The 22,341-nt window shown below is 71.3% G+C and carries 16 protein-coding genes; 9 read left to right on the forward strand and 7 right to left on the reverse strand.

The annotated features are described in order from the left end of the window. Positions 1 to 96: 96 nt before the first annotated feature. Positions 97 to 1,509 (reverse strand): YibE/F family protein, encoded by a 1,413-nt coding sequence (locus tag BKA18_RS18775; RefSeq protein ID WP_366043915.1) that lies wholly within the window; start codon positions 1,507 to 1,509, stop codon positions 97 to 99. Between the two features lie 219 nt (positions 1,510 to 1,728). Here BKA18_RS18775 and thiC point away from each other — a divergent pair, with 219 nt between their 5' ends. Then, the gene (gene thiC / locus BKA18_RS18780; RefSeq protein ID WP_235448429.1) at positions 1,729 to 3,516 is read left to right on the forward strand and encodes a phosphomethylpyrimidine synthase ThiC; all 1,788 of its coding nucleotides are present in this window, start codon (positions 1,729 to 1,731) and stop codon (positions 3,514 to 3,516) included. A gap of 196 nt (positions 3,517 to 3,712) precedes the next feature. Here thiC and BKA18_RS18785 read toward each other — a convergent pair whose 3' ends face one another. The 3 genes from BKA18_RS18785 to BKA18_RS18795 form a co-directional block, all read right to left on the reverse strand. After that, complete coding sequence (locus tag BKA18_RS18785) at positions 3,713 to 4,609, reverse strand: G protein-coupled receptor family protein (protein WP_366043916.1); 897 nt, start codon at positions 4,607 to 4,609, stop codon at positions 3,713 to 3,715. A gap of 229 nt (positions 4,610 to 4,838) precedes the next feature. Then, positions 4,839 to 5,978 carry a metallophosphoesterase gene (locus BKA18_RS18790; RefSeq protein WP_429638424.1) on the reverse strand — a complete coding sequence of 380 codons (1,140 nt, stop codon included), beginning with the start codon at positions 5,976 to 5,978 and terminating at the stop codon, positions 4,839 to 4,841. Between the two features lie 251 nt (positions 5,979 to 6,229). Continuing rightward, a complete protein-coding gene (locus BKA18_RS18795; protein ID WP_093484204.1) occupies positions 6,230 to 7,330 on the reverse strand; it encodes a LacI family DNA-binding transcriptional regulator in 1,101 nt (366 codons plus the stop codon). 405 nt (positions 7,331 to 7,735) lie between these two features. Between BKA18_RS18795 and hisC the strand changes: the two genes are divergently transcribed. The 5 genes from hisC (at position 7,736) to BKA18_RS18820 (ending at position 17,103) form a co-directional block, all read left to right on the forward strand. Next, a complete protein-coding gene (gene hisC, locus BKA18_RS18800; protein ID WP_366043918.1) occupies positions 7,736 to 8,815 on the forward strand; it encodes a histidinol-phosphate transaminase in 1,080 nt (359 codons plus the stop codon). A gap of 248 nt (positions 8,816 to 9,063) precedes the next feature. Further along, a complete protein-coding gene (locus tag BKA18_RS18805; protein ID WP_366043919.1) occupies positions 9,064 to 10,572 on the forward strand; it encodes a cytochrome ubiquinol oxidase subunit I in 1,509 nt (502 codons plus the stop codon). A 9-nt stretch (positions 10,573 to 10,581) separates the two neighbouring features. Continuing rightward, entirely contained in the window at positions 10,582 to 11,583 is a 1,002-nt protein-coding gene (gene cydB, locus BKA18_RS18810; RefSeq protein ID WP_366043920.1) for a cytochrome d ubiquinol oxidase subunit II, read from the forward strand. A gap of 39 nt (positions 11,584 to 11,622) precedes the next feature. Beyond that, a complete protein-coding gene (cydD, locus tag BKA18_RS18815; RefSeq protein WP_366043921.1) occupies positions 11,623 to 15,276 on the forward strand; it encodes a thiol reductant ABC exporter subunit CydD in 3,654 nt (1,217 codons plus the stop codon). Positions 15,277 to 15,423: 147 nt separating this feature from the next. Continuing rightward, positions 15,424 to 17,103: a GAF domain-containing sensor histidine kinase gene (locus BKA18_RS18820; RefSeq protein ID WP_366044215.1), complete on the forward strand. Its 1,680-nt coding sequence runs from the start codon at positions 15,424 to 15,426 to the stop codon at positions 17,101 to 17,103. A gap of 18 nt (positions 17,104 to 17,121) precedes the next feature. On the opposite strand, the gene BKA18_RS18825 is transcribed toward BKA18_RS18820, so the two are convergent. Beyond that, positions 17,122 to 18,057 carry an HAD family hydrolase gene (locus tag BKA18_RS18825; protein WP_366043922.1) on the reverse strand — a complete coding sequence of 312 codons (936 nt, stop codon included), beginning with the start codon at positions 18,055 to 18,057 and terminating at the stop codon, positions 17,122 to 17,124. Between the two features lie 146 nt (positions 18,058 to 18,203). Here BKA18_RS18825 and BKA18_RS18830 point away from each other — a divergent pair, with 146 nt between their 5' ends. The 3 genes from BKA18_RS18830 to pspAB all read left to right on the forward strand — a co-directional run bounded on the left by BKA18_RS18830 (position 18,204) and on the right by pspAB (position 20,848). After that, entirely contained in the window at positions 18,204 to 19,106 is a 903-nt protein-coding gene (locus BKA18_RS18830) for an LLM class flavin-dependent oxidoreductase (RefSeq protein ID WP_366043923.1), read from the forward strand. 238 nt (positions 19,107 to 19,344) lie between these two features. Then, on the forward strand, positions 19,345 to 20,244 hold the full coding sequence (gene htpX / locus BKA18_RS18835; RefSeq protein ID WP_006604356.1) for a zinc metalloprotease HtpX: 900 nt from the start codon (positions 19,345 to 19,347) through the stop codon (positions 20,242 to 20,244). A gap of 40 nt (positions 20,245 to 20,284) precedes the next feature. Beyond that, the gene (gene pspAB / locus BKA18_RS18840; RefSeq protein ID WP_366043924.1) at positions 20,285 to 20,848 is read left to right on the forward strand and encodes a PspA-associated protein PspAB; all 564 of its coding nucleotides are present in this window, start codon (positions 20,285 to 20,287) and stop codon (positions 20,846 to 20,848) included. Between the two features lie 127 nt (positions 20,849 to 20,975). On the opposite strand, the gene BKA18_RS18845 is transcribed toward pspAB, so the two are convergent. Further along, entirely contained in the window at positions 20,976 to 21,518 is a 543-nt protein-coding gene (locus BKA18_RS18845) for an RNA 2'-phosphotransferase (protein ID WP_366043925.1), read from the reverse strand. A gap of 187 nt (positions 21,519 to 21,705) precedes the next feature. Next, positions 21,706 to 22,341, reverse strand: a complete 636-nt coding sequence (locus BKA18_RS18850; RefSeq protein WP_429638426.1) for a PadR family transcriptional regulator — start codon at positions 22,339 to 22,341, stop codon at positions 21,706 to 21,708.

Raw genomic sequence — 22,341 nt, forward strand, 5'->3', positions numbered from 1 at the left:
GTCCAAGCCGGGGCCATAGCGGGTATGCAGGTCATCCCGCGTACCCGTCCGCCCCTGCTCGCCTGGGCCGCGAACCCGTCCCGCCCGCAGCCGCCCTTACCGCTTGCGGCGCCTGCCGTGTCCCCCGCGCCGCCTCGGGCCGGCCAGGGCGTCCGTCGGCCCCCTGGCGGCGATTGGCTCCCCGGTATGCGTACGGACGCCCGAACCTTCTCCCTCTCCCCGCCGGGCGGCGACCCCGGCCACGCCCCGCTCCTTGCGGTCCGCGGAGACGACCAACGCCGCCAGCAGCGTTGTCAGCGGTACCGCAGCGACCAGCCCGATGCTGCCCACCAGGGTGCGGACGATCTCCTCCGCGACCACTTCGCTCGTGGCGACCGTGCCGACGCCGCTCTGTGCGATCGAGAACAGCAAAAGCAATGGCAGTGCCGCGCCCGCGTAGGCCAGCACGAGGGTGTTGACGACGGACGCGATGTGATCCCGGCCGATCCGCATCGCGGCGCCGTACAGCTTGCGCCAGCCGGCCGACGGGTCCGCCTCCTTGAGCTCCCAGACCGCGGCTGTCTGTGTCACGGTCACGTCGTCGAGCACACCGAGCGACCCGATGATGATCCCCGCCAGCAGCAGACCGCGGATTTCGATGCCCGGGAAGAGGCCGTGCACCAGCCCGGTGGTGTCGTCCGTATTGCCGGTCAGCAGCGCCCAGTTGATGAACACCGACCCGAGCAGCCCGATCAACAGCAGTGACGCCAGGGTGCCGAGTACGGCCACCGACGTGCGAGCCGTCAGCCCATGGCACAGATACAGCGCGATCAGCATGATCGCGCTGCCCCCGACCACCGCCACCACCAGCGGGTTGGAGCCCTGCAGGATCGCCGGGAGGATGAACAGGGTCAGGACCACGAAGCTGGCCGCCAGCGCCACCAGCGCGAGGACGCCGCGCAGCCGCCCGACGAGCACCACGGCGAGGGCGAAGATCGCGGCCAGCACCCACATCGGGAGCGACCGGTCGACATCGCTGACCGAGTACTGCAGATCCTTCGGTGCCTTGGGGGAGTACGCCACCACCACGTCCTGGCCGGTGGTGTAGTGGCGCAGGGCGTCCGGCGTGACCACCGTCTTGAAGGTGCGTCCGGCGTTCTCCCCCGTGGTGACCTCGATCGTCGCCTGCTGGCAGGGCTTGCCCTTGGCCGCCGCTCCCCCGCTCGGCGGTTGCCCGCCCGGCGACGGCGGCTGGGGCTGCTGCTCGGCATGGACGTCCGCGCAGTTCACCTCCGCCACTTTGGTCACTCTCGCCCGCTCGGTGGGCTGGTCGAAGCCGACACCGGACGGTTTGTGGGGTGGTGCACCGCCCGGCCAGAGCACGAGCAGACCGACGGCCACCGCGGCCGCGAAGGGGATCAGCACCGCCGCGATGACCTTGCGCAGATGCCGGGAGACGGGCGCGGCAGGACCGTGTCCATGGCCATGGGAGTGCGAGGCGGAGTGGTGGTGGGACTCGTGAGGAGGCACCGCCCGATCATCGCAAGAAGTCCGGGCCCCCTGTTCACCGCGGCGGAACGGCCGCTACCGTGGTGCCACCTTTGCAATCGCGGGAGCTCGGAGCACCGGGCTGAGAGGGCGCTGACCTTCGTCCCAGCGGCGTTTCACGTGAAACGCCCATGGACGGAAGCCGCTGCGTCGACCGCCGAACCTGTTACCGGGTAATGCCGGCGTAGGGAGTTGGGTCATATGACTCTGCAGGATGCACGCACGCCCGAAAACGGTGCCAACGACCGCAATGAGCCGCAGATCGGCTGGCACAAGGGCTATGTCTCCGGATCGCGCCCGGATCTTCGGGTCCCGGTCCGGCGGGTGCACCTCACCAACGGCAAGGACGTGACGCTCTACGACACGTCAGGGCCATACACCGACCCCAATATCGAAACCGATGTCCGCCGCGGCCTGGCGCCGCTACGGGAGAACTGGATCATCGGCCGCGGCGACACCGAGGAGTACGCGGGCCGCCCCATGCGGCCGGAGGACGACGGCCTCAAGCACACCTCGCCGCGCGGCGGCCTCAAGAACCTCGACGCGGTCTTCCCGGGCCGCCCCCGCCAGCCGCGCCGTGGCCGCGACGGCGCCGCGGTCACCCAGCTCGCCTATGCGCGGCGCGGGGAGATCACCGCGGAGATGGAGTACGTCGCCGTCCGCGAGAAGGTCACCCCCGAGTTCGTGCGCGACGAGATCGCGGCCGGGCGCGCGGTGCTGCCGTCGAACATCAACCACCCGGAGATCGAGCCGATGATCATCGGCAAGAACTTCCTGGTGAAGGTGAACGCCAACATCGGTAATTCGGCGGTCACTTCCTCCATCGAGGAGGAGGTGGAGAAGATGACCTGGGCGACCCGCTGGGGCGCCGACACGGTCATGGACCTCTCCACCGGCCGCAACATCCACACCACCCGCGAGTGGGTGCTGCGCAACTCCCCCGTCCCCATCGGCACCGTCCCCCTCTACCAGGCGCTGGAGAAGGTCGACGGCAAGGCCGAGGAGCTGACCTGGGAGATCTACAAGGACACCGTCATCGAGCAGGCCGAACAGGGCGTCGACTACATGACGGTGCACGCCGGCGTGCTGCTCCGTTACGTCCCGCTCACGGCCCGCCGTAAGACCGGCATCGTCTCCCGCGGCGGCTCGATCATGGCGGCCTGGTGCCTGGCGCACCACAAGGAGTCGTTCCTCTACACGCACTTCGAGGAGCTCTGCGAGATCCTCGCCTCCTACGACGTCACCTACTCGCTCGGTGACGGCCTGCGCCCCGGCTCCATCGCGGACGCCAACGACGAGGCGCAGTTCGCGGAGCTGCGCACGCTCGGCGAGCTGAACACCGTCGCCAAGCGGCACGGTGTGCAGACGATGATCGAGGGCCCCGGGCATGTCCCGATGCACAAGATCAAGGAGAACATCGACCTCCAGCAGGAGATCTGCGAAGAGGCGCCGTTCTACACGCTCGGCCCGCTGACCACCGACATCGCGCCCGCCTACGACCACATCACCTCCGGCATCGGCGCGGCGATGATCGCCTGGTGGGGCACCGCGATGCTCTGTTACGTCACGCCCAAGGAGCACCTGGGCCTGCCGGACCGCGACGACGTCAAGACCGGCGTGATCACGTACAAGATCGCGGCCCATGCGGCGGACCTGGCCAAGGGCCACCCGGGCGCCCAGGAATGGGATGACGCGCTCTCCGACGCCCGCTTCGAGTTCCGCTGGGAGGACCAGTTCAACCTGGCCCTCGACCCGGACACGGCCCGCGCCTTCCACGACGCGACGCTGCCTGCCGAGCCGGCGAAGACGGCGCACTTCTGCTCGATGTGCGGGCCGAAGTTCTGCTCGATGAAGATCAGCCGAAGCATCACCGAGCAGTTCGGCGGGGAAGCCGACGCGACGCCCGAGGAGGTCGAGGCGGGGATGCTGGAGAAGTCCAAGGAGTTCGCCGCCGCAGGGAACCGGGTGTACCTGCCGCTGGCCGACTGACTCGGCCTCGCCGGTCGCGCTGTCCGGGCGGGAACCTTCTGATTCCCGCCCGGACAGCGCTTCGGCATTCCTGCCCGGGGGCGGTTCCGGGGCCGACGGCCCCGGGTGTGGGGACGGACGCCGCACCGATGCCCGTATCGGCACGGCCTGTTCCGGCTTGCGCCCTGTTCCGGTGCGGGGCAATCCCGGCGCGGCCCTACTCCGGCTGGTGATCCGGCTGGTGATCCGGCCCGCCGTACTCCGGGCTGGTGAAGTCCGGGCTGGAGTAGCGCGGGCGGGAGCCGGAGGAGCCGCTGTCGGGGCTGGTGAACTCGGGGCGGGTGTAGCCGAGGGTCGGGATGCGGCTCTCGGGTGCGGTGGTGCGGCGGGGGACGTAGCGGGTGGGGTCGTCGTCCGGAGTGGCCGCGGGGTCGGCGAGGGCCTCACGGAGAAACGGCAGCAGCCCGCGCTCCAGGAGGGCGCTGCGCCAGGCCTCGCGGGCCAGTTGCAGCGCCTCGCCCACGTCATCGGCTCCGGCGGTCTGGGCGGACGAGCCGTTGCGCAGCGCGGTGACGAGCAGACCGCCCATCGCGACGAGGGTGCCCGCGGCGGTCAGCGCCGCGAAGATCCAGCCGACGCTGATCAGCGGCCGGGCCAGGGACTTGTCGGGGCTGATGGCGCTCAGCACATATCCGATGAGGAGGAAGAGGACGGCGGCGATGCCGGCGAGGACAGGGGCGAGCACGGCGATCATGGCGGTCAGCCCGGCGCCCGTGGTTTCGGCCTCGTCCAGCGCGGCGGCGGTGGCCGGTCCCGTACCCCCGTCAGCGGCCCCGGTCGGCTCCGCGCCGGCCGTATCGGCCGCGGACGGTGCACGCGCCGGCGCGCGCACCTCGGCGCGGAGCTGCACATAGCGCTGATATTCGGCCGTGGCGCAGGCGGCGATGGCGGTGGTGGCGCTGAGCGCCATCGCGCGCAACTGCTCGGTGCTGAGCTGTTTTCCCGCGGCGCCGGTGAGGTCGCCCGGGCGGTATTCGGCGGTTCGCAGCGCCTCATCGAGGATGCGCGCAAATTCCGCGCGGTCCTCGTTCAGCAGGTGCGGAGCGCTGTTCATATGGATCCCCCGATGCTCCGTAGGGCCGTACGGCCGGCGTGGGCCGGGTAGTGGGCGGAAACGGAGGAGAGCCTGCTACGGATAGACCGATGGTAGAGCGACTCCGGCGCGGCGTGACAGAGAGTTTGCGGAATTTGAGTAATGCCGCGACCGGTTTCCGCCCGTGTCGTCACCCGGTTCCCTCCTGGCCTCCGGCCTCCCGGTGGGTGTCCGGCCGAACCGATAACGTTCAGCCGGCCAAAGGAAGTTGAACTACCAGCAGTTTCCCGGCCATCGTGATACCGCCGTCCATGGCGATGGCCAGACCGTCGGCGTAGACATGCGGACCGTCGACCGCGACACTCTCGCTCTCGCCGTCCTCCGCGCCCACCTCGCCCAGCAGATACGGGATCGGGCTGTGGCCGTGGACGACGCGCTCGCCGCCGTAGGCGTCGAGAAGTTCCCGCACGGCCTGCGAGCCGGACTCGTCGCGGAAGGCGAAGCGCTTGGTGAACTTGCGGAACAGATCCCAGACTTCGTCCGCCTCGCTACGGGTGAGCACGTCGTGCACGGTGTCGTTGACGGCCTCGATGGAGTCGCCGTAATCGAGGTAGGCGGTGGTGTCGGAGTGCACGAGCAGGTGCCCGTCCTCCTCCATCACGGCGTCCAGCCGGGCCATCCACTGGAGGTGGTGGTCCTCCAGGCGGTCCATGTCGGTCTTCTGGCCGCCGTTGAGGAGCCAGGCGGCCTGGAAGGAGGCGGTACCGGCACCGGACTGTACGGGGGTGTCGCCGAACCGCTTGGCGCCCAGCAGCAGCAGTTCGTGGTTGCCCATCAGGGCCTTGCAGTAGCCGCCGGCGGCCGCGGCCTCGGCGGAGAGCTGCATGACGAGGTCGATGACGCCGATGCCGTCCGGGCCGCGGTCGGTGAAGTCGCCGAGGAACCAGAGCCGGGCATTGCCGGCCGACCAGCTGCCGTCGGCGTCGATCAGGCCCTCGGCGGCCAGCGCCTCGCGCAGCTCGTCGTAGTAGCCGTGCACATCGCCGACGACGTACAACGGGCCCATGCCGTCGGGCGCGTCGGGGTCCGGGGCTGGTTCGGGCACCGGGACGACGGCCGGGCGGTCGATCAGGGTCTCGGTCCGGCCGGGCTCGATGATGGGCAGGTCACGCGCGGTCGGCGTGTACTCCTCGGGCAGGTCGGCCGGCGGGGCGGCGGGCGGCACCACGGGGGGCGCGGCAGGCGGCGCGGCAGGCGGCGCGGCCGGGGAGCCGGCGGGCAGATGGAGCGGTGGGCCGGCCGGCGGCACGGGGGACCCGGCGGACATGCCGGAGGGCACTCCGGGCGGCGGTACAGACGCCGGAGTTCCTCCCGCCATGGTCCACACCATGGGTCCCTGACTGGCCCCCTGAGTCATCGACCCCTCCACCGTCGCGCCGCCGTGCACCTCTCGGACCTTTGCCTGGTCGACGGCGGTCCGCGGTGTCGTGCGCCCATCATAGGAATGCCGGTAGCGGGTTGTGACGCACCCGGGGGTGGTCAATCCGCCGGAGCCCGGCGTTCGCGGCGGATTTCTCCCGGGATCGCCCTGTTTTTTCCGTGCGCAAGGGAGCGTTCGGTCCTCCGTATGTGCGATCAAGATCAGTCGCCGGTGGGTGCCCGTGGTGGACTGACGGTCGTTCTGGGAGAGCGTCGCTGGGACGAGGCCCGGATGATCAGGTCGGTCGGTATGACCTGTTCGATGGGCCGGCCGGTGTCGAGCCCTTCGATGGCGTCGATGAGGATCTGGACGACGGCGGTGCCGATGCGGCGCGGCTTGAGGGACAGCGTGGTGACGGGCGGCTCGGTGGCGGCGTAGAGAGTGGACTCGCTGCAGCACACCAGCAGCAGGTCCTCCGGCACCCGCAGCCCGTAGCGCCGGGCGGCGGCGAGCAGATCCGTGCCGTTGGGGTCGAAGAGACCGTAGACCGCGTCCGGGCGGTCCGGGCGGGCCAGCAGCCGGTCGGCGGCGACCGCCCCCGCGCACGGATCGTGGGCCGGGTAGGACTCGTAGACCGGATCCTGGCCGACCCGCTCGCACCAGTGCAGGTAGGCGGTGGTCGACAGTCGTGTGTAGGTGTCGGTGGTGTTGCCGGTGAGCAGCCCGATGCGGCGGGCGCCGGCGTCGGCGAGATGGTCGAGGAGACCGAGGACGGCCGCCTCGTGATCGTTGTCTACCCAGCCGGTGACCGGCAGGGCGCCGCCGGGCCGGCCGTCGGAGACGACGGGGATGCCGTGCCGGACGAGCTCGGTGACGACGGGGTCGCCGTCGGCGGGGTCGATGACGACGGTGCCGTCCAGGGCGACGTTGGACCACACGTCGTGGCGGGAGGTCGCGGGGAGGATGACCAGCGCATAGCCGCGGGCCAGGGCCGCGGAGGTGGCGGCTCTGGCCATCTCGGCGAAGTACGCGAATTCGGTGAAGGTGAAAGGTTCATCCCCGTACGTGGTCACGGTCAGGCCGAGGAGGCCCGACTTGCCGGTACGGAGGGTGCGGGCGGCTGCGGACGGGCGGTAGCCCAGCCGGTCGGCCACCTCGCGGACATGGCTACGGGTGGCATCCGGAAGCCGGCCCTTGCCGTTGAGCGCGTCGGAGACAGTCGTGATCGACACACCGGCTGCGGCGGCCACGTCCCGGATGCCCGCCCGCCCCAGCCGGCGACCGGTTGACCGGCTCACCTGGTGCTTCCCTGCTGCTGTCATGGCGAGCCGATAGTAGGGCTCATGAGAGCCCTTCACAGGGCTTGGGTGACGGCTCCGGAAAGTCACGTTTCTGCATGGCAGATAGCCACCAAGTAGCCTTAATTCGCAGGTAGTTGGCGAGAGGCGCAGTAATTCCGGGGGAGATGCGGCGGCTTTACCTGTCGGTCGGATGAGGTCTCGGAGTGGCCTCAAGTCACCTTGACGGGGGACGCGCGCCACGGCGCGAGCCACCGGCGCGCACCGGATCGGGCAGCGCCCTTCGACGGCGTTGCGCGGGGCCGTCCGGGTGAGGGGGCCAGGGGCGGCGCAGGGCGGTCCGGCGGCGGCGGGGCTGCCGCCGAACGGGTCAATCCTCATAAGGTGTGCAGTATTGGAGACGAGCGCAACGGTCGAGGAGGACCTGCGGTGAGCGAGAAGACCCCGAAGCTGCGTACTGCGCTGGACGGCATCCCCACCTACAAGCCGGGCCGGCCGGCGGCGGCCGGCGGCCCCGTCACCTACAAGCTGTCCTCCAACGAGAACCCCTATCCGCCGCTGCCGGGTGTCCTGGAGAGCGCGGTGAGGGCCGCCGGCTCCTTCAACCGTTACCCGGACATGGCCTGCACGGGCCTGATGGCGGAGCTGTCCGAGCGGTTCTCGGTACCGTTGGAGCATCTGGCGACCGGCACCGGTTCGGTGGGCGTGGCCCAGCAACTGGTCCAGTCGACGGCCGGGCCCGGGGATGAAGTGATCTACGCCTGGCGGTCGTTCGAGGCGTACCCGATCGTCACCCAGGTCTCCGGCGCCACGTCCGTGCAGGTCCCGCTGGACTCCGATGAGGTGCACGACCTGGAGGCCATGCTCGCGGCGATCACCGACCGGACCCGGCTGATCTTCGTCTGCAACCCCAACAACCCCACCGGCACCGTCGTACGCCGTGCGGAGCTGGAGTCCTTCCTGGACCGGGTGCCGGGCGACGTGCTGGTGGTGCTGGACGAGGCCTACTGCGAATTCGTGCGCGATGCCGAGGTGCCGAACGGCCTCGACCTCTACCGGGACCGCCCCAATGTGTGTGTGCTGCGTACCTTCTCCAAGGCGTACGGCCTGGCGGGGCTGCGGGTCGGCTTCGCGGTGGCGCACGAGCCGGTGGCCGCCGCGCTGCGCAAGACGGCGGTGCCGTTCGGTGTGAGCCAGCTCGCGCAGGAGGCGGCGGTGGCCTCGCTGCGCAGCGAGGCGGCGCTGCTGGAGCGGGTCGATGCGCTGGTGGCCGAACGGACGCGGGTGGTGGAGGGGCTGCTCGGGCAGGGCTGGACGGTCCCCGAGACGCAGGCCAATTTCGTCTGGCTGCGGCTGGGCGACCGGACGACCGACTTTGCGGCGGCCTGTGAGCGGGCCGGCGTGGTGGTACGGCCGTTCCCCGGCGAGGGCGTGCGGGTGACGATCGGCGAGAGCCCGGCGATGGATCTGTTCCTCCAGGCCGCGGAGGAGTTCCGCAAGGCGCTGTGAGCCGTCGTACGACCTCTCCGAGGCCGCGGGTCCTTCCCTGGACCCGCGGCCTCGGAATTTTCTTGCCCGGCGCACCATGGATCCGGGCGTGACCGCAGTCACGCACCCCCCATAGGTAAGGCGGAAGGCCGGTAGGAGATAATGCTTGTGAATGTGAACGCGTTCACAAGCGCGCCTTTTATGTGCCGCTTTATCTGGTGCAAAAGGGGCACCTGCGCTGTGCAACGGCGACGTAAGGAGGAAGCGGCGTGGAACTGGCGCTGGCGCCGGAGACTCTGGCGCGATGGCAATTCGGCATCACGACCGTCTACCACTTCCTGTTCGTCCCTCTGACGATCTCCCTCGCCGCTCTGGTGGCCGGGCTGGAGACCGCATGGGTGCGCACGGGGAAGCAGCAGTACCTCAAGGCCACGAAGTTCTGGGGCAAGCTGTTCCTGATCAACATCGCGATGGGCGTGGTCACCGGCATCGTCCAGGAATTCCAGTTCGGGATGAACTGGTCCGACTACTCGCGGTTCGTCGGGGACGTCTTCGGTGCCCCGCTGGCCTTCGAGGCGCTGATCGCCTTCTTCTTCGAGTCCACATTCATCGGTCTGTGGATCTTCGGCTGGGACAAGCTGCCGAAGAAGATCCACTGCTTCTGCATGTGGATGGTCTCGATCGGCACGATCCTGTCGGCGTACTTCATCCTGGCGGCGAACTCCTGGATGCAGCACCCGGTCGGCTACAAGTACAACGCCGTCACCGGCCGCGCCGAGCTGACCGACTTCTGGAAGGTGCTGACCCAGGACACCACTCTGGTCGTGGCCTTCCACACGCTGACCGCGGCCTTCCTGACCGGCGGCGCGTTCATGGTCGGCATCTCCGCCTTCCATCTGATGCGCAAGAAGCACATCAAGGTCATGCGCACCTCGCTGCGGCTCGGGCTGGTCACCCTGGTCATCGCCGGCGTCCTCACCGCGATCAGCGGTGACTCGCTCGGCAAGGTCATGTTCCAGCAGCAGCCGATGAAGATGGCCGCCGCCGAGGCGCTGTGGGACAAGGAGGAGCCGGCGCCGTTCTCGGTCTTCGCCTACGGCGATGTCGAAAAGGGCCACAACGACGTCGCCATCGAGATCCCCGGTCTGCTCTCCTTCCTCGCGCACAGCGACTTCACCTCGCCGGTCCCCGGCATCAACGACGTCAACAAGTCCGAGCAGCAGAAGTTCGGGCCCGGTGACTACCGGCCCAACATCCCGGTCGCCTACTGGGGCTTCCGCTGGATGATCGGCTTCGGGATGTCGTCGTTCGCCATCGGGCTCGCCGGCCTCTGGCTCACCCGTAAGAAGTTCTGGCTCGCGCCGGGTCTGCGTACGGGCGACGAGGAACCACCCCGTCTCGCGCTCACCAAGAACAAGGAGCTCGGTGCCCGGCTGAGCAGGGCGTACTGGTCGCTCGCCTTCGTCACCCTCGGCTTCCCGCTGATCGCGAACTCGTGGGGCTGGATATTCACCGAGATGGGCCGCCAGCCCTGGGTCGTCTACGGCGTGCTGCGCACCTCGGACGCGGTGTCCCCCGGCGTCTCGCAGGGCGAGGTGCTCACCTCGATGATCGTCTTCACCACGCTCTACGCGATCCTCGCCGTGGTCGAGGTCAAGCTGCTGGTGAAGTACGTCAAGGCAGGCCCACAGGAGCTCACCGACTCCGACCTCAATCCGCCCACCAGGATCGGCGGCGACAGCACGGACGCCGACCGGCCGATGGCCTTCTCGTACTAGGAGGCGACCGTGCAACTCCACGACGTCTGGTTCGTCCTCATCGCCTTCCTCTGGGTCGGGTACTTCTTCCTCGAAGGGTTCGACTTCGGGATCGGCGTCCTCACCAAGCTCCTCGCCCGCGACCGGAGCGAGCGGCGCGTACTGATCAACACCATCGGGCCGGTCTGGGACGGCAACGAGGTCTGGCTGCTCAGCGCGGCCGGAGGGACCTTCGCGGCCTTTCCCGACTGGTACGCCACCCTGTTCTCCGGGTTCTATCTGCCGGTGCTGCTGATCCTCGTCTGTCTGATCCTGCGCGGCGTCGCCTTCGAGTACCGCGTCAAGCGGCCCGAGGAGCGCTGGCAGCGCAACTGGGAGCACGCGATCTTCTGGACCTCGCTGCTGCCTGCGGTGCTGTGGGGCGTCATCTTCGGCAACATCGTGCACGGCGTGCAGATCAATGCCCACAAGGAGTACGTCGGCAGCCTGCTCGACCTCTTCCACCCCTACGCGCTCCTCGGCGGGCTGGTCACGCTGACGCTGTTCACCTTCCACGGTGCGGTGTTCGCCTCGCTCAAGACCGTCGGTGACATCCGGGAGCGGGCGCGCCGAACGGCGACCGTCGTCGGGCTGACCGCCGCGGTGCTGGTGACCGGTTTCCTGGGCTGGACCCAGGCCGACAAGGGCGACAGCACCAGCCTGGTCGTCCTGCTGCTCGCGGTGATCGCGCTGGTCGCGGCGCTGGGAGCCAACCGGCTGGGGCGCGAAGGCTGGGCCTTCGTGTTCTCCGGCGTCACGGTCGTGGCCGCGGTCTCGATGCTCTTCCTGACGCTCTTCCCGAACGTCATGCCGTCCACGCTGAACGAGAGCTGGAGCCTCACGGTCAGCAATGCCTCGTCCAGCCCGTACACCCTGAGGATCCTGACCTGGGGTGCCGGGTTCGCTGCGCCCCTCGTCATGCTCTACCAGGGGTGGACGTACTGGGTCTTCCGCAAGCGCATCGGCACCCAGCACCTCGCCGATGCCCACTAGCCGAGCGGCCGCCCCTCGCGGCGGCCTCGGCAGGAGGGAATGTTTCACGTGAAACCCGTCGACCCGCGTCTGCTTCGTTACGCCCGCGCCACCCGTGGCTTCCTCGTCGCGGTGGTGGTGCTCGGGCTTGCCGGAGCGGGCCTGGTCGTCGGCCAGGCGATGCTGATCGCCGAGATCGTGGTCGGCGCCTTCCAGCACGGTCTCGGCCCCGATGGCCTGACCACACCGCTGATTCTGCTCGCCGCGGTCTCCGTCGGACGCGGACTGGTCTCCTGGCTCACCGAGTTGGCCGCTCACCGCGCCGGTGCGGCGGTCAAGTCCGAGCTGCGGATGCGGCTGGTCGAGCGGGCGGCGCGGCTGGGCCCCACCCTCCCCCAGCTACCGCTGGGAGCTGCCTCCAGCCCGGCCACCGCGTCCGAGGGAGCGCCGCGCGGTGCCGACTGGCGCACCGGTGAACTCACCACCCTCGCCACCCGCGGTATCGACGCCCTGGACGACTACTTCGCGCGCTATCTGCCGCAGCTGGGGCTGGCGGTCGTGGTCCCGGTGGCGGTGCTCGCGCGGATCGTCACCGGTGACTGGATCTCGGCACTCACCATCGTGCTCACCCTGCCGCTGATCCCGCTGTTCATGGTCCTGATCGGATGGGCCACCCAGTCGCGGATGGACCGCCAATGGCGGCTGCTCGCCCGGCTGTCGGGTCACTTCCTGGACGTCGTGGAGGGGCTGCCCACCCTCAAGGTGTTCGGCCGGGCCAAGGCCCAGGCCGCCTCGATCCGGGCCATCACCGGTTCCTACCGCCGGGCGACGCTGCGCACGCTGCGGATCGCCTTTCTCTCCTCCTTCGCCCTCGAACTCCTCGCCACCATCTCCGTCGCGCTGGTCGCGGTCGGCATCGGTATGCGCCTGGTGAAGGGCGAACTCGACCTCTACACCGGCCTGATGGTGCTGGTACTGGCCCCCGAGGCCTATCTGCCGCTGCGGCAGGTCGGCGCGCAGTACCACGCCGCGGCCGAGGGGCTGGCGGCCGCGGAGGAGATCTTCGCGGTCCTGGAGACGCCGCTGCCGGTGCCCGGCACCGCACCCGCGCCCCGGGGCACCGCGCTGGCCGTCGAGAACCTGGTCGTCCGGCACCCCGGGCGGAGTGCCGCCTCGCTCCCCGCGACCTCGTTCGAGGTCCGGCCCGGCGAGACCGTCGCGCTGGTCGGGCCCTCCGGCGCCGGTAAGTCCACGCTGCTGAGCGTGCTGCTCGGTTTCACCGAACCGGCCGGGGGCCGGGCCCTCGTCGACGGACGGGACATCGCGTCCCTGGACCCCGAGAGCTGGCGGCAGCGGATCGCCTGGGTGCCGCAGCAGCCGCATCTGTTCGCCGGCAGCATCGCCGAGAACGTACGGCTGGCGCGGCCGGACGCGGACGACGCCGCGGTGCGCACCGCCCTGGCCGACGCGAATGCGCTGGACTTCGTCGACGCGCTCCCGGACGGGATGGCGACCCGGCTCGGCGAGTCCGGTGCCGGGCTCTCCGCCGGACAGCGTCAGCGTCTCGCGCTCGCCCGCGCCTTCCTCGCCGACCGCCCGATCCTGCTGCTGGACGAGCCCACCGCGAATCTGGACGGCGCGACCGAGGAGGCGATCGTGGCCGCGGTCCGCCGGCTCGCGGCCGGCCGTACGGTCCTGCTCGTCGTGCACCGACCGGCGCTGCTGGCGGTGGCGGACCGGGTGGTGCGGCTGCCGGACCCGGCGGCACCGGCGGCGGGCGTGGAGCCGGCCGGCGCCGGGGAGGCGGGGCCGGGCACCGGCGCCGGAACGGGAGCGGCGGTGCGCCCGGGAGCAGCGGTGATCCCCGCGCCCCGGGACCCGGACGCCACCGAGGCCGCGGTGCAGGAGACGGCGGGCACCGCCCCCGGTCCCGCCCGCGGTGCGGCGCTCGCCCGGCTGCGCGGGACGGCCCGCGCGCGCCGGGCGCGGCTGGGGCTGGCGCTGCTGCTGGGGAGCCTCGCGCTGGGCAGCGCGGTGGGCCTGATGGCGACCTCCGGCTGGCTGATCTCGCGCGCGGCACAGCAGCCGCCGGTGCTGTATCTGCTGGTGGCGGTGACCGCGACCCGGGCGTTCGGCATCGGGCGGGCGGTCTTCCGGTACGCCGAGCGGCTGGTCGCCCATGACGCGGTGTTCCGGATGCTCGCCGACGTACGCGTCGCCGTCTTCCAGCGGCTGGAGCGGCTGGCGCCGGCCGGACTCACCGGGCGCCGCCGCGGTGATCTGCTGTCGCGGCTGGTGGCCGATGTCGATGCGGTGCAGGATTACTTCCTGCGCTGGCTGCTGCCGGTCGGGGCGGCGGTGCTGGTCGGGGTGGGCACGGTCGGCTTCACCGGATGGCTGCTGCCCGAGGCGGGGGCGATCCTCGCCGCCGGGCTGCTGCTCGCGGGGGTGGGCGTGCCGGTGCTCTCGGGCGCCCTGGCCCGGCGGGCCGAGCGTCAGCTGGCGCCGGCGCGGGGACGGCTCGCCACCCGGGTCGTCGAGGTGCTCACCGGCACTGCCGAGCTGACGGTGGCGGGTGCGCTCACGGCCCGTACGGAAGCGGTGCGGCGCGCGGACCGGGACCTGACCGCGCTCGCCTCCCGCTCGGCCGCCGTGGCCGGGACCGGCGCCGGGCTGTCGGCGCTGCTGTGCGGGCTGACCACCGCCGCGGCGGCGGTCGCCGGTGTCCAGGCGGTGCACGCGGGCCGGCTGGAAGGGGTGCTGCTGGCGGTCGTCGTGCTCACCCCGCTCGCCGCGTTCGAGGCGGTCACGGGGCTGCCGCTCGCGGTGCAGTACCGCCGGCGCACCCGGCACGCCGCCGAGCGGGTCTTCGACGTACTGGACGCCCCGGCGCCGGTGCGCGAACCGGTCGCCCCGGCCGCCGCTCCCGCGACGCCGTTCCCGCTGGTGGTGCGGGATCTGACCGCGCGCCACCCGGGCCAGGACCGGCCGGCGCTGGACGGGGTCGGCTTCACCCTGCGGGCCGGGCACCGGCTCGCCGTCGTCGGCGCGTCCGGCTCCGGCAAGACCACGCTGGCGCAGGTGCTGCTGCGCTTCCTGGACCAGGAGTCGGGGACGTACACACTGGCCGGCACGGAAGCCCGGGAGGCCGACGGCGATGCGGTCCGGCGGCTGGTGGGGCTGTGCGCGCAGGACGCGCACCTCTTCGACAGCTCGCTGCGGGAGAACCTCCGGCTCGCCCGCCGGGACCGCGAGACGCCGGACGGCGCCGACCAGGACGTGTGGGACGCGCTCGGCCGGGCGCGGCTCGCGGACTGGGTGCGGGGGCTGCCCGACGGTCTGGACACCATGGTCGGTGAGCACGGTGCCCGGCTGTCCGGCGGCCAGCGGCAGCGGCTGGCCCTGGCGCGTGCGCTGCTCGCGGACTTCCCGGTGCTCGTCCTGGACGAGCCCGCCGAGCACCTCGATCTGGCCACCGCCGACGCGCTGACCGCGGATCTGCTGGCCGCGACCGAGGGCCGTACGACGGTGTTGATCACCCACCGGCTCACCGGGCTCGATGCGGTCGACGAGGTGCTGGTGCTGGACGGCGGGCGGATCGTGCAGCGCGGGAGCCCGGCCGAGCTGGCCGCGGCCGAGGGCCCGTTCCGTCGGATGCGGGAGCGCGAACGGGCCGTGGAGGCGGCGTACGGGGCGGCACAGCCGGTGGCATAGGGCGCGGTCCGCGGAGTTCGTCCCATACGTGGACTTTCCTCGGAAAACAGCCGTTATTAGGCTCATGGCATGGCAGCCACGGCAGAACCACCACTCCCGGACCCGGGGGACCTCGGGGTCGGTGGCACGGGTGCGGCCCCCGACCCCATGGACGCCGCCACCGAGGCGACGCGCAGCCTGCAGGGACTGTCGCCCGAGCTGACCGCGCGGGTGCCGCAGCTGCTGGAGGCGATGCGGACGGTCGGGACGGGGCTCGATCTGCACGTCACCCTCGACCGGATCGTGGCGACCGCCGCCGAGCTTGCCGACGCCCGCTATGCCGCGATCGGGATCATCGACGAGACCCGCACGGGGCTCTCGGACTTCGTCACGTACGGCGTGACCCCGCAGCAGCACGAGCAGATCGGCGCTCTGCCCGACGGCCACACGGGCCTGCTCGGCGCGCTCATCCACGACCCCAGGCCGCTGCGCCTGGGCAACCTCACCGACGACGCCCGCTCGGTCGGGTTCCCGCCCGGGCACCCGCCGATGCGCACGTTCCTCGGGGTGCCGATCCGGGTGCAGGGCGAGGTCTTCGGCAACCTCTATCTGACCGAGAAGCGCGGCGGCGCGGAGTTCAGCGAGGAGGACCTGCACATGGTGCGGGTGCTGGCGACCGAGGCCGGTATCGCGATCGGCAATGCCCGGCTGCATGCGGCAACCCGGCAGCGGGAGCGGTGGATCGACGGTTCCGTGGCCGTGACCACCGAACTCCTCGCCGGCAGCGATGTCGACGATGCCCTGGCGGTGGTCGCCGAGCAGGCCCGGAGGCTGGCGGACTCGGCGGCCGGCATCGTCCTGCTGCCCGATGACGAAGGCGGGCTGGAGATCGTCGCGGTGTCGGCGGACGACCCCGCCGGGATCATGGGGACGCAGATCCCGAACGACAGCCCGGTGGTCGAGCAACTCCTCACCGGGGAACCGGTGTTCGTGGAGGACTCGGCCAGCGACCCGCGCATGGTCACGGACATCGCGCAGCGCTTCGGCCCCAGCATGATGCTGCCGCTCAAAAGCGGCGGACGGGTACTCGGCACCCTCGCGACCCCGCGGAGCCGCGGTGCCCGCCCGTTCACCGCCGCCGAGCGGACGCTGGCCACCCAGTTCGCAGCGCAGGCCGCGCTGGCGCTGGTGCTGGCCGACGCCCAGCGCGACCGCGAGCGGCTGGCCGTCTACGAGGACCGCGACCGGATCGCCCGTGACCTGCACGACCTCGTCATCCAACGGCTGTTTGCGACGGGCATGATCCTGGAGAGCGCCCAGCGCAGAACGATCGTGCCGGATGTGGCGCTGGGCGTCGGCAAGGCGGTCGACGAACTGGACGTCACGATTCAAGAGATCCGCACCGCGATCTTCGCCCTGCAGCAGGGTCCGGCCGAGGCACCGTCGGGGCTGCGGACCCGGGTCCTGCGCGAGATCGGCACCGCCGCCGTACCGCTCGGCTTCCAGCCCTCGGCCAGCTTCGTCGGACCGGTCGACTCCCGGGTCGGCGAGCTGACCGGCAAGAACCTGATCGCCGCGCTGCGTGAGGCGCTGTCGAACGCCTTCCGGCACGCCCAGGCGTCCCGGATCGAGGTCGTCGTCGACGCCACCATCAGGCTGCCGGACGGCACCGACGGCGTCCGTCTGACCGTCGCCGACGACGGCATCGGCATCCCGGACGGCGGCCGTCGCAGCGGACTGAAGAACCTCGCCAAGCGCGCGGAGTCGCTGGGCGGGTGCAGCACCTACGGCCCGGGGGTGGGCAAGGACGGCACGGGGACGACGGTGCGGTGGGAGGCGCCGCTGTGAGGCGGCGCGGGGGCGCGCTCAGCGCTGCCGGTGGCCGTCCTGGAGGATCCGCTCGATGACGACCGCGACGCCGTCGTCGTTGTTGGACTCGGTGCGGTGCACCGTGGCGGCCAGCACATCCGGGTGGGCGTTGGCCATCGCGTACGCGGTGCCGGCCCAGGTCAGCATCTCTATGTCGTTCGGCATGTCCCCGAAGGCGACGACCTCCTCCGGCGCGATGCCGCGCTCCGCACAGCAGTGGGCGAGGGTGCCCGCCTTGCTGACGCCGGGCCCGCTGATCTCCAGGAGGGCGGTCGGGCTGGACCGGGTGAAGGAGGCGAGCCCGCCCGCGACCGTACGGGCCAGCGCGAGAAAGGCGTCGGGGTCCAGTTCGGGGTGGTGCGCGAGCAGCTTGATCACCGGCTGGTCCGGGAAGGCGGGGGCTTCGGGGGCACCGGCCGGGTCGTCCGGCAGGGACGTATCCGGGCACAGCGGGGTGACGAAGTCCTCGGCGAGCAGCTTCTCCGCCGGCGCGACGACCGCGGCCGGGTCCAGGAGGAGGGGCGGGTACTGCGGCTCGTAGTGGATGCCGCTGGTGCGTTCGACCGCGAACGAGGTACCGGGCGCGGCGCCGCGCAGCGCCTCCACGACGGCCAGCGCGACGGTCCGCTCCAGGGGGCTGACCTCGACGATCCGGCCGCCGCGGTGCAGATCGACGACGGCCGCGCCGTTCGCGCAGATCGCCAGGCCGTGTCCATGCACATGGTCGCTGACCACGCCCATCCAGCGGGCCGGGCGGCCGGTGACGAAGAACACCTCGATGCCGGCCCGCTCCGCGGCGGCGAGCGCGGCGATCGTCCGGTCGGAGACCGTCTTGTCGTCGTGCAGCAGCGTGCCGTCGAGGTCGGTGGCGATCAGCCGGGGCGCAACGGCCGTATCGGGGCCCCGGGATGGTGTGGCGGAGGCATCAGTCACGGGGCCATCTTCCCGTACCGCCGTGCACAGGCGTGCGGTGGGTTGCGCGCATGAGCCCCGGTGTCGGCCGGGTGGGGCCCGTAGTGGAGCGCACCGCCGCCGCAGCGGATGGTCCGCCGCCTCCGGACGGCCGTACGCTCGGGGGCATGCGACTGAGCACCGTGATACTCCCTGTCCGCCGTTGGTCCGAAGGCGGGCGGGAGGTGTGGCAGCGCGCCGAGGAACTGGGTTTCCGCGCCGCGTACACCTATGACCACCTCTCGTGGCGCAGCTTCCGCGATCAGGCCTGGTTCGGCGCCCTGCCGACGCTGACCGCGGCCGCGGCAGCCACCACCCGGCTGCGCCTGGGCACCCTCGTCACCTCGCCGAACTTCCGGCACCCGGTCACGCTCGCCAAGGAACTGATCTCCCTGGACGACATCAGCGGCGGCCGGATCACCCTGGGCATCGGCGCCGGCGGCAACGGCTTCGACGCCACCGCGCTGGGCCAGGACCCCTGGGAGCCGCGGGAACGGGCCGACCGTTTCGCCGAGTTCGTCGGGCTGCTGGACCGGATGCTGACCCAGGACGTCGTCTCCTACCGGGGCGAGCACTACTCCGCGCACGAGGTGCGCAACATCCCCGGCTGTGTGCAGCGGCCGCGGCTGCCGTTCGCGGTGGCGGCCACCGGGCCGCGCGGGCTGAAGCTGGCGGCCCGCTACGGTCAGGCCTGGGTGACGACGGGCGATCCCAAGGTCTCCAACGGGGGCGGTACGCCCGACGAGTCGCGCGAGGCGATCCGCGGGCAGCTCGAACGGCTCGGGAAGGCCTGCGCCGACCAGGGCCGGGACCTCGCCGAGCTGCGGAAGATCATGCTGACCGGCTTCACCCCGGACCGTCCGCTGGACTCCGTGGACGCGTTCGTCGACTTCGCCGGACGCCATGCCGAGCTGGGCATCGACGAGCTGGTCCTGCACTGGCCGATCGCCGATTCGGTCTTCGAGGCCGATCCCGCGGTCTTCGAGCGGATCGCCACGGAGGGGCTGGCGCAGCTGGGGCCGGCCCGGTAGAAGGGGAGCTGGGGGCGGCCGGCAGACGGGGCTTCTCCGGGAGCCGGCCCGCCCCTCGGCGTACGGGGACGGGCCGCTCCGACGCGCCCGGTGGTCTCCTGGCCCGGGCTTTACTCCGCATATAGCTGCGAAGAGGGAGAATCGGGGCAGCGGCGCAGTGCGGTACGCGGCGCGCGGTGCGAAAGACGGCGCGCGAGCGGGTCGGCGCACTGCGCGAAATGCGGCGTGTGGAGGAGCCATGGCACAGACCCGATTCGCCCCGGACCGCGGGCTGACCTCGCGCATGGTCACGACGATGTTCTTCATCGGACTGCTGTACGTGGTGGTCGTCGGCGTGCTGGTGGTGCTGCTCAAGGGCGCCTGGGTGGTGGTGTTGCTGATCGCCGGTGCCCTGTTCGTCGCACAGTTCTGGTACAGCGACCGGATCGCGGCGTTCAGCATGGGGGCCCGTGAGGTCACGCCGGAGCAGGCCCCCGAACTGCACGGCGCCGTCGACCGGCTGTGTGCGCTGGCCGATATGCCCAAGCCCCGGGTCGCGATCGCCGAGTCGGATGTGCCGAACGCGTTCGCCACCGGCCGCAACCAGAAGAATTCGATGGTCTGCGCCACGACCGGGCTGCTCCGGCGGCTGGAGCCGGAGGAGCTGGAGGGCGTGCTGGCCCATGAGCTCTCGCATGTCGCGCACCGCGATGTCGCGGTGATGACCATCGCCTCGTTCCTCGGCGTGCTGGCCGGGATCATCACCCGCGCCGCCCTGTGGAGCGGGGTCGGCCGCAACAACCGTGACCAGAACGCGGCCATCGCCGTGCTCATCGTCACCGCCGTCAGCGTGGTCGTCTACGCGATCAGCTTCCTGCTGACCCGGCTGCTGTCCCGTTACCGCGAGCTGTCCGCCGACCGGGCCGCCGCGCTGCTGACCGGCCGCCCGTCGGCGTTGGCCGCCGCGCTGACCAAGGTCACCGGCCAGATCGCGCGGATCCCGACCGAAGACCTGCGCAAGGCGCAGCCGTTCAACGCCTTCTACTTCGCCCCGGCGTTCAACAAGGAGAGCTTCAGCACGCTGCTGTCCTCGCACCCGACGCTGGAGCAGCGGCTGGACCAGCTGGGCCGGATCGCGACGGAGCTGGGACGGCCGTGACGCACGATGCCGCCCGTAACGAGCAAGGAGTACCTCGCGCATGGGATTTCTGGACGCCCTCCTCGGCCGCAGCAAGCCGGTACGCCCCGATCTCGACCAGCTCTTCGCGCTGCCGTCCGCGGCGGTGACGCTCCAGGCCGCGGCCGGATTTGAGCCCACCGGCCTGGGGTCGGTGTGCTTCGCGAGCGTCGAGGGCGGGGCGTTCTCGCGCATCCAGGAGGACGCACGGTCCCTGCTGGACGGCTCGGTGGAGTTCTCCCAGGACGCGTACGGCTACTCGTGGCTGCTCGCGCGGCATCCGGCGGAGGACGTGGCGGGCCTGGTCAATGACCTGCACGCGGTCAACACCTCGCTGGAGGAGGCGGGTTTCGGCCCGCAGCTGCTGTGTTCGCTGCTCGGCTTCCGCGATGAACGGCAGCGGCCGCTGGCGCTGGTCTACCTCTACAAGCGCGGCACGTTCTACCCCTTCGCCCCCAAGGCGGGCGCCGGCGAGAAGCGCGACAACCCGCTCGAACTGCAGGTGCGGGCGATGCTCGGGAACGACCTGACGATCGAGCAGGACCTGTCGCGGTGGTTTCCGGTGTGGGGGGCGCCGGGGCTCTGAGGCCGGGCGGGGCGGCGGGCTCACGGGGGTGCGGGCTCACGGGGGTGCGGGCTCACGGGGGTGCGGGCTCACGGGGGTGCGGGCTTCGGCCCCGGGGGCTGTGGAAGCCTCTCGGCTCCACGGGGGCTCAGCTCGGGAAGCGGAGGTATGCGGCCGGTACCCGGTCGGTGAGCCAGACGCCGTTGGCGCTGACCTGGAAGACATGGCCCGCCCGGTGCATCGCGGACGCATCGACGGTCAGCACCACGGGCCTGCCGCGCCGCGCGCCCACTCGGGTCGCGGTCTCCCGGTCGGGCGAGAGATGGACGGCGTGCCGCGACATCGGCCGCAGTCCCTCGGCCCGAATGGCGGCCAGCCGGCGGCCCACCGTGCCGTGGAAGAGCCGGTCGGGCGGTACGGCCGGCTCCAGATCGAGCTCGACCCGCACGGAGTGGCCCTGGTTTGCACGGATCCGGTCGCCCTCGATGGCGTAGCGCTGCTTGTCGTTGCCGGCGACCACCTGCTCCAACTCCGCCCGGGAGAACAGGAATCCATCCTGCGCGGCCGCCGTAACGAGCGCGTCCACGGGCACCCAGCCCTGGGCGTCGAGGGTGATGCCGATCCGTTCCGGTGCATGGCGCAGATGCTTCGCCAGGTACTTCGAGAGGCGCACGGAGCGCTGGCTGTCCATGCCTCCAGGGTGCCGCGCGGCGTGTCCGGTGGCATCTGAATTGCGGGTCGGAGGGCATGGGGGCGGTGGACAACTGGGACGGTGGCCAGGTGGCCAGGTGGCCAGGTGGCCAGGTGGCCAGGTGGCCAGGTGGCCCGGGGGCCCGGCGGCCCGGGGGCCGCCGGGTCCGGCGGGTGGCCGTTGTGCGTCAGTGCCCTTCAGGCTGGGCTTCGTCGGGGTGGCGGCTTTCCGCCTGCGGTCGGCCTTCCGCCGGTGGACCGGCTTCCTCGTGCTGCCGCCGCGCAAGTTCGCCTGCTTTTCTCGCCTTTGCGCTGTTCACTTCTTCGGCCGCCCATCGCGCCCACTCCTCCTGGGTCGCCGACATGCGCAGGCCGTACTCCAGCGCGATCCGTCCGTAGACCGAAATCATTTCCTCGTCCCACTGGGCGGTCTCTTCGAGGTGCTCGAGTTCGGCGCGGGTGCGCGCGGCGCGCTCGGCCTGATGCAGGAGGTACGTCTGCGCCTCCAGCGGCGTGACGATGCCGAGGAAGAAGGTGCGCAGCAGGCCGTCATGGCGCTGCTGTCCCGTGGGCTCGACCTCGATGAGCCAGTGGCGCAGCTCCGCCAGGCCGTCATCGGTGATCGCGTACTCCTTGCGGCCGCGCGGGCCGTGGGCGGCGATTTCGACGAGACCGGCGGTCGTGAGCTTGGTGAGCTCGCCGTAGACCTGACTCTGTGTGGCCGGCCAGACATTCGACAGCGACACGTTGAACAGCTTCATCAGGTCGTAGCCGCTCGCCGGGGATTCGGCCAGCAGGCCCAGCACGGCATGTTTCAGGCTCAT

The organism is Streptomyces auratus (assembly GCF_050433025.1).
GTDB lineage: Bacteria > Actinomycetota > Actinomycetes > Streptomycetales > Streptomycetaceae > Streptomyces > Streptomyces sioyaensis.

What these genes read in the sequence shown, in the direction of transcription:
- thiC (WP_235448429.1), top strand. Translation starts at nt 1,729, where the DNA reads ATGACTCTGCAGGATGCACGCACGCCCGAAAACGGTGCCAACGACCGC.
- BKA18_RS18785 (WP_366043916.1), bottom strand. Translation starts at nt 4,609, where the DNA reads ATGAACAGCGCTCCGCACCTGCTGAACGAGGACCGCGCGGAATTTGCG.
- BKA18_RS18790 (WP_429638424.1), bottom strand. Translation starts at nt 5,978, where the DNA reads ATGGTGTGGACCATGGCGGGAGGAACTCCGGCGTCTGTACCGCCGCCC.
- BKA18_RS18795 (WP_093484204.1), bottom strand. Translation starts at nt 7,330, where the DNA reads ATGACAGCAGCAGGGAAGCACCAGGTGAGCCGGTCAACCGGTCGCCGG.
- cydD (WP_366043921.1), top strand. Translation starts at nt 11,623, where the DNA reads ATGTTTCACGTGAAACCCGTCGACCCGCGTCTGCTTCGTTACGCCCGC.
- BKA18_RS18820 (WP_366044215.1), top strand. Translation starts at nt 15,424, where the DNA reads ATGGACGCCGCCACCGAGGCGACGCGCAGCCTGCAGGGACTGTCGCCC.
- BKA18_RS18830 (WP_366043923.1), top strand. Translation starts at nt 18,204, where the DNA reads ATGCGACTGAGCACCGTGATACTCCCTGTCCGCCGTTGGTCCGAAGGC.
- htpX (WP_006604356.1), top strand. Translation starts at nt 19,345, where the DNA reads ATGGCACAGACCCGATTCGCCCCGGACCGCGGGCTGACCTCGCGCATG.
- pspAB (WP_366043924.1), top strand. Translation starts at nt 20,285, where the DNA reads ATGGGATTTCTGGACGCCCTCCTCGGCCGCAGCAAGCCGGTACGCCCC.
- BKA18_RS18845 (WP_366043925.1), bottom strand. Translation starts at nt 21,518, where the DNA reads ATGGACAGCCAGCGCTCCGTGCGCCTCTCGAAGTACCTGGCGAAGCAT.
- BKA18_RS18850 (WP_429638426.1), bottom strand. Translation starts at nt 22,341, where the DNA reads ATGAGCCTGAAACATGCCGTGCTGGGCCTGCTGGCCGAATCCCCGGCG.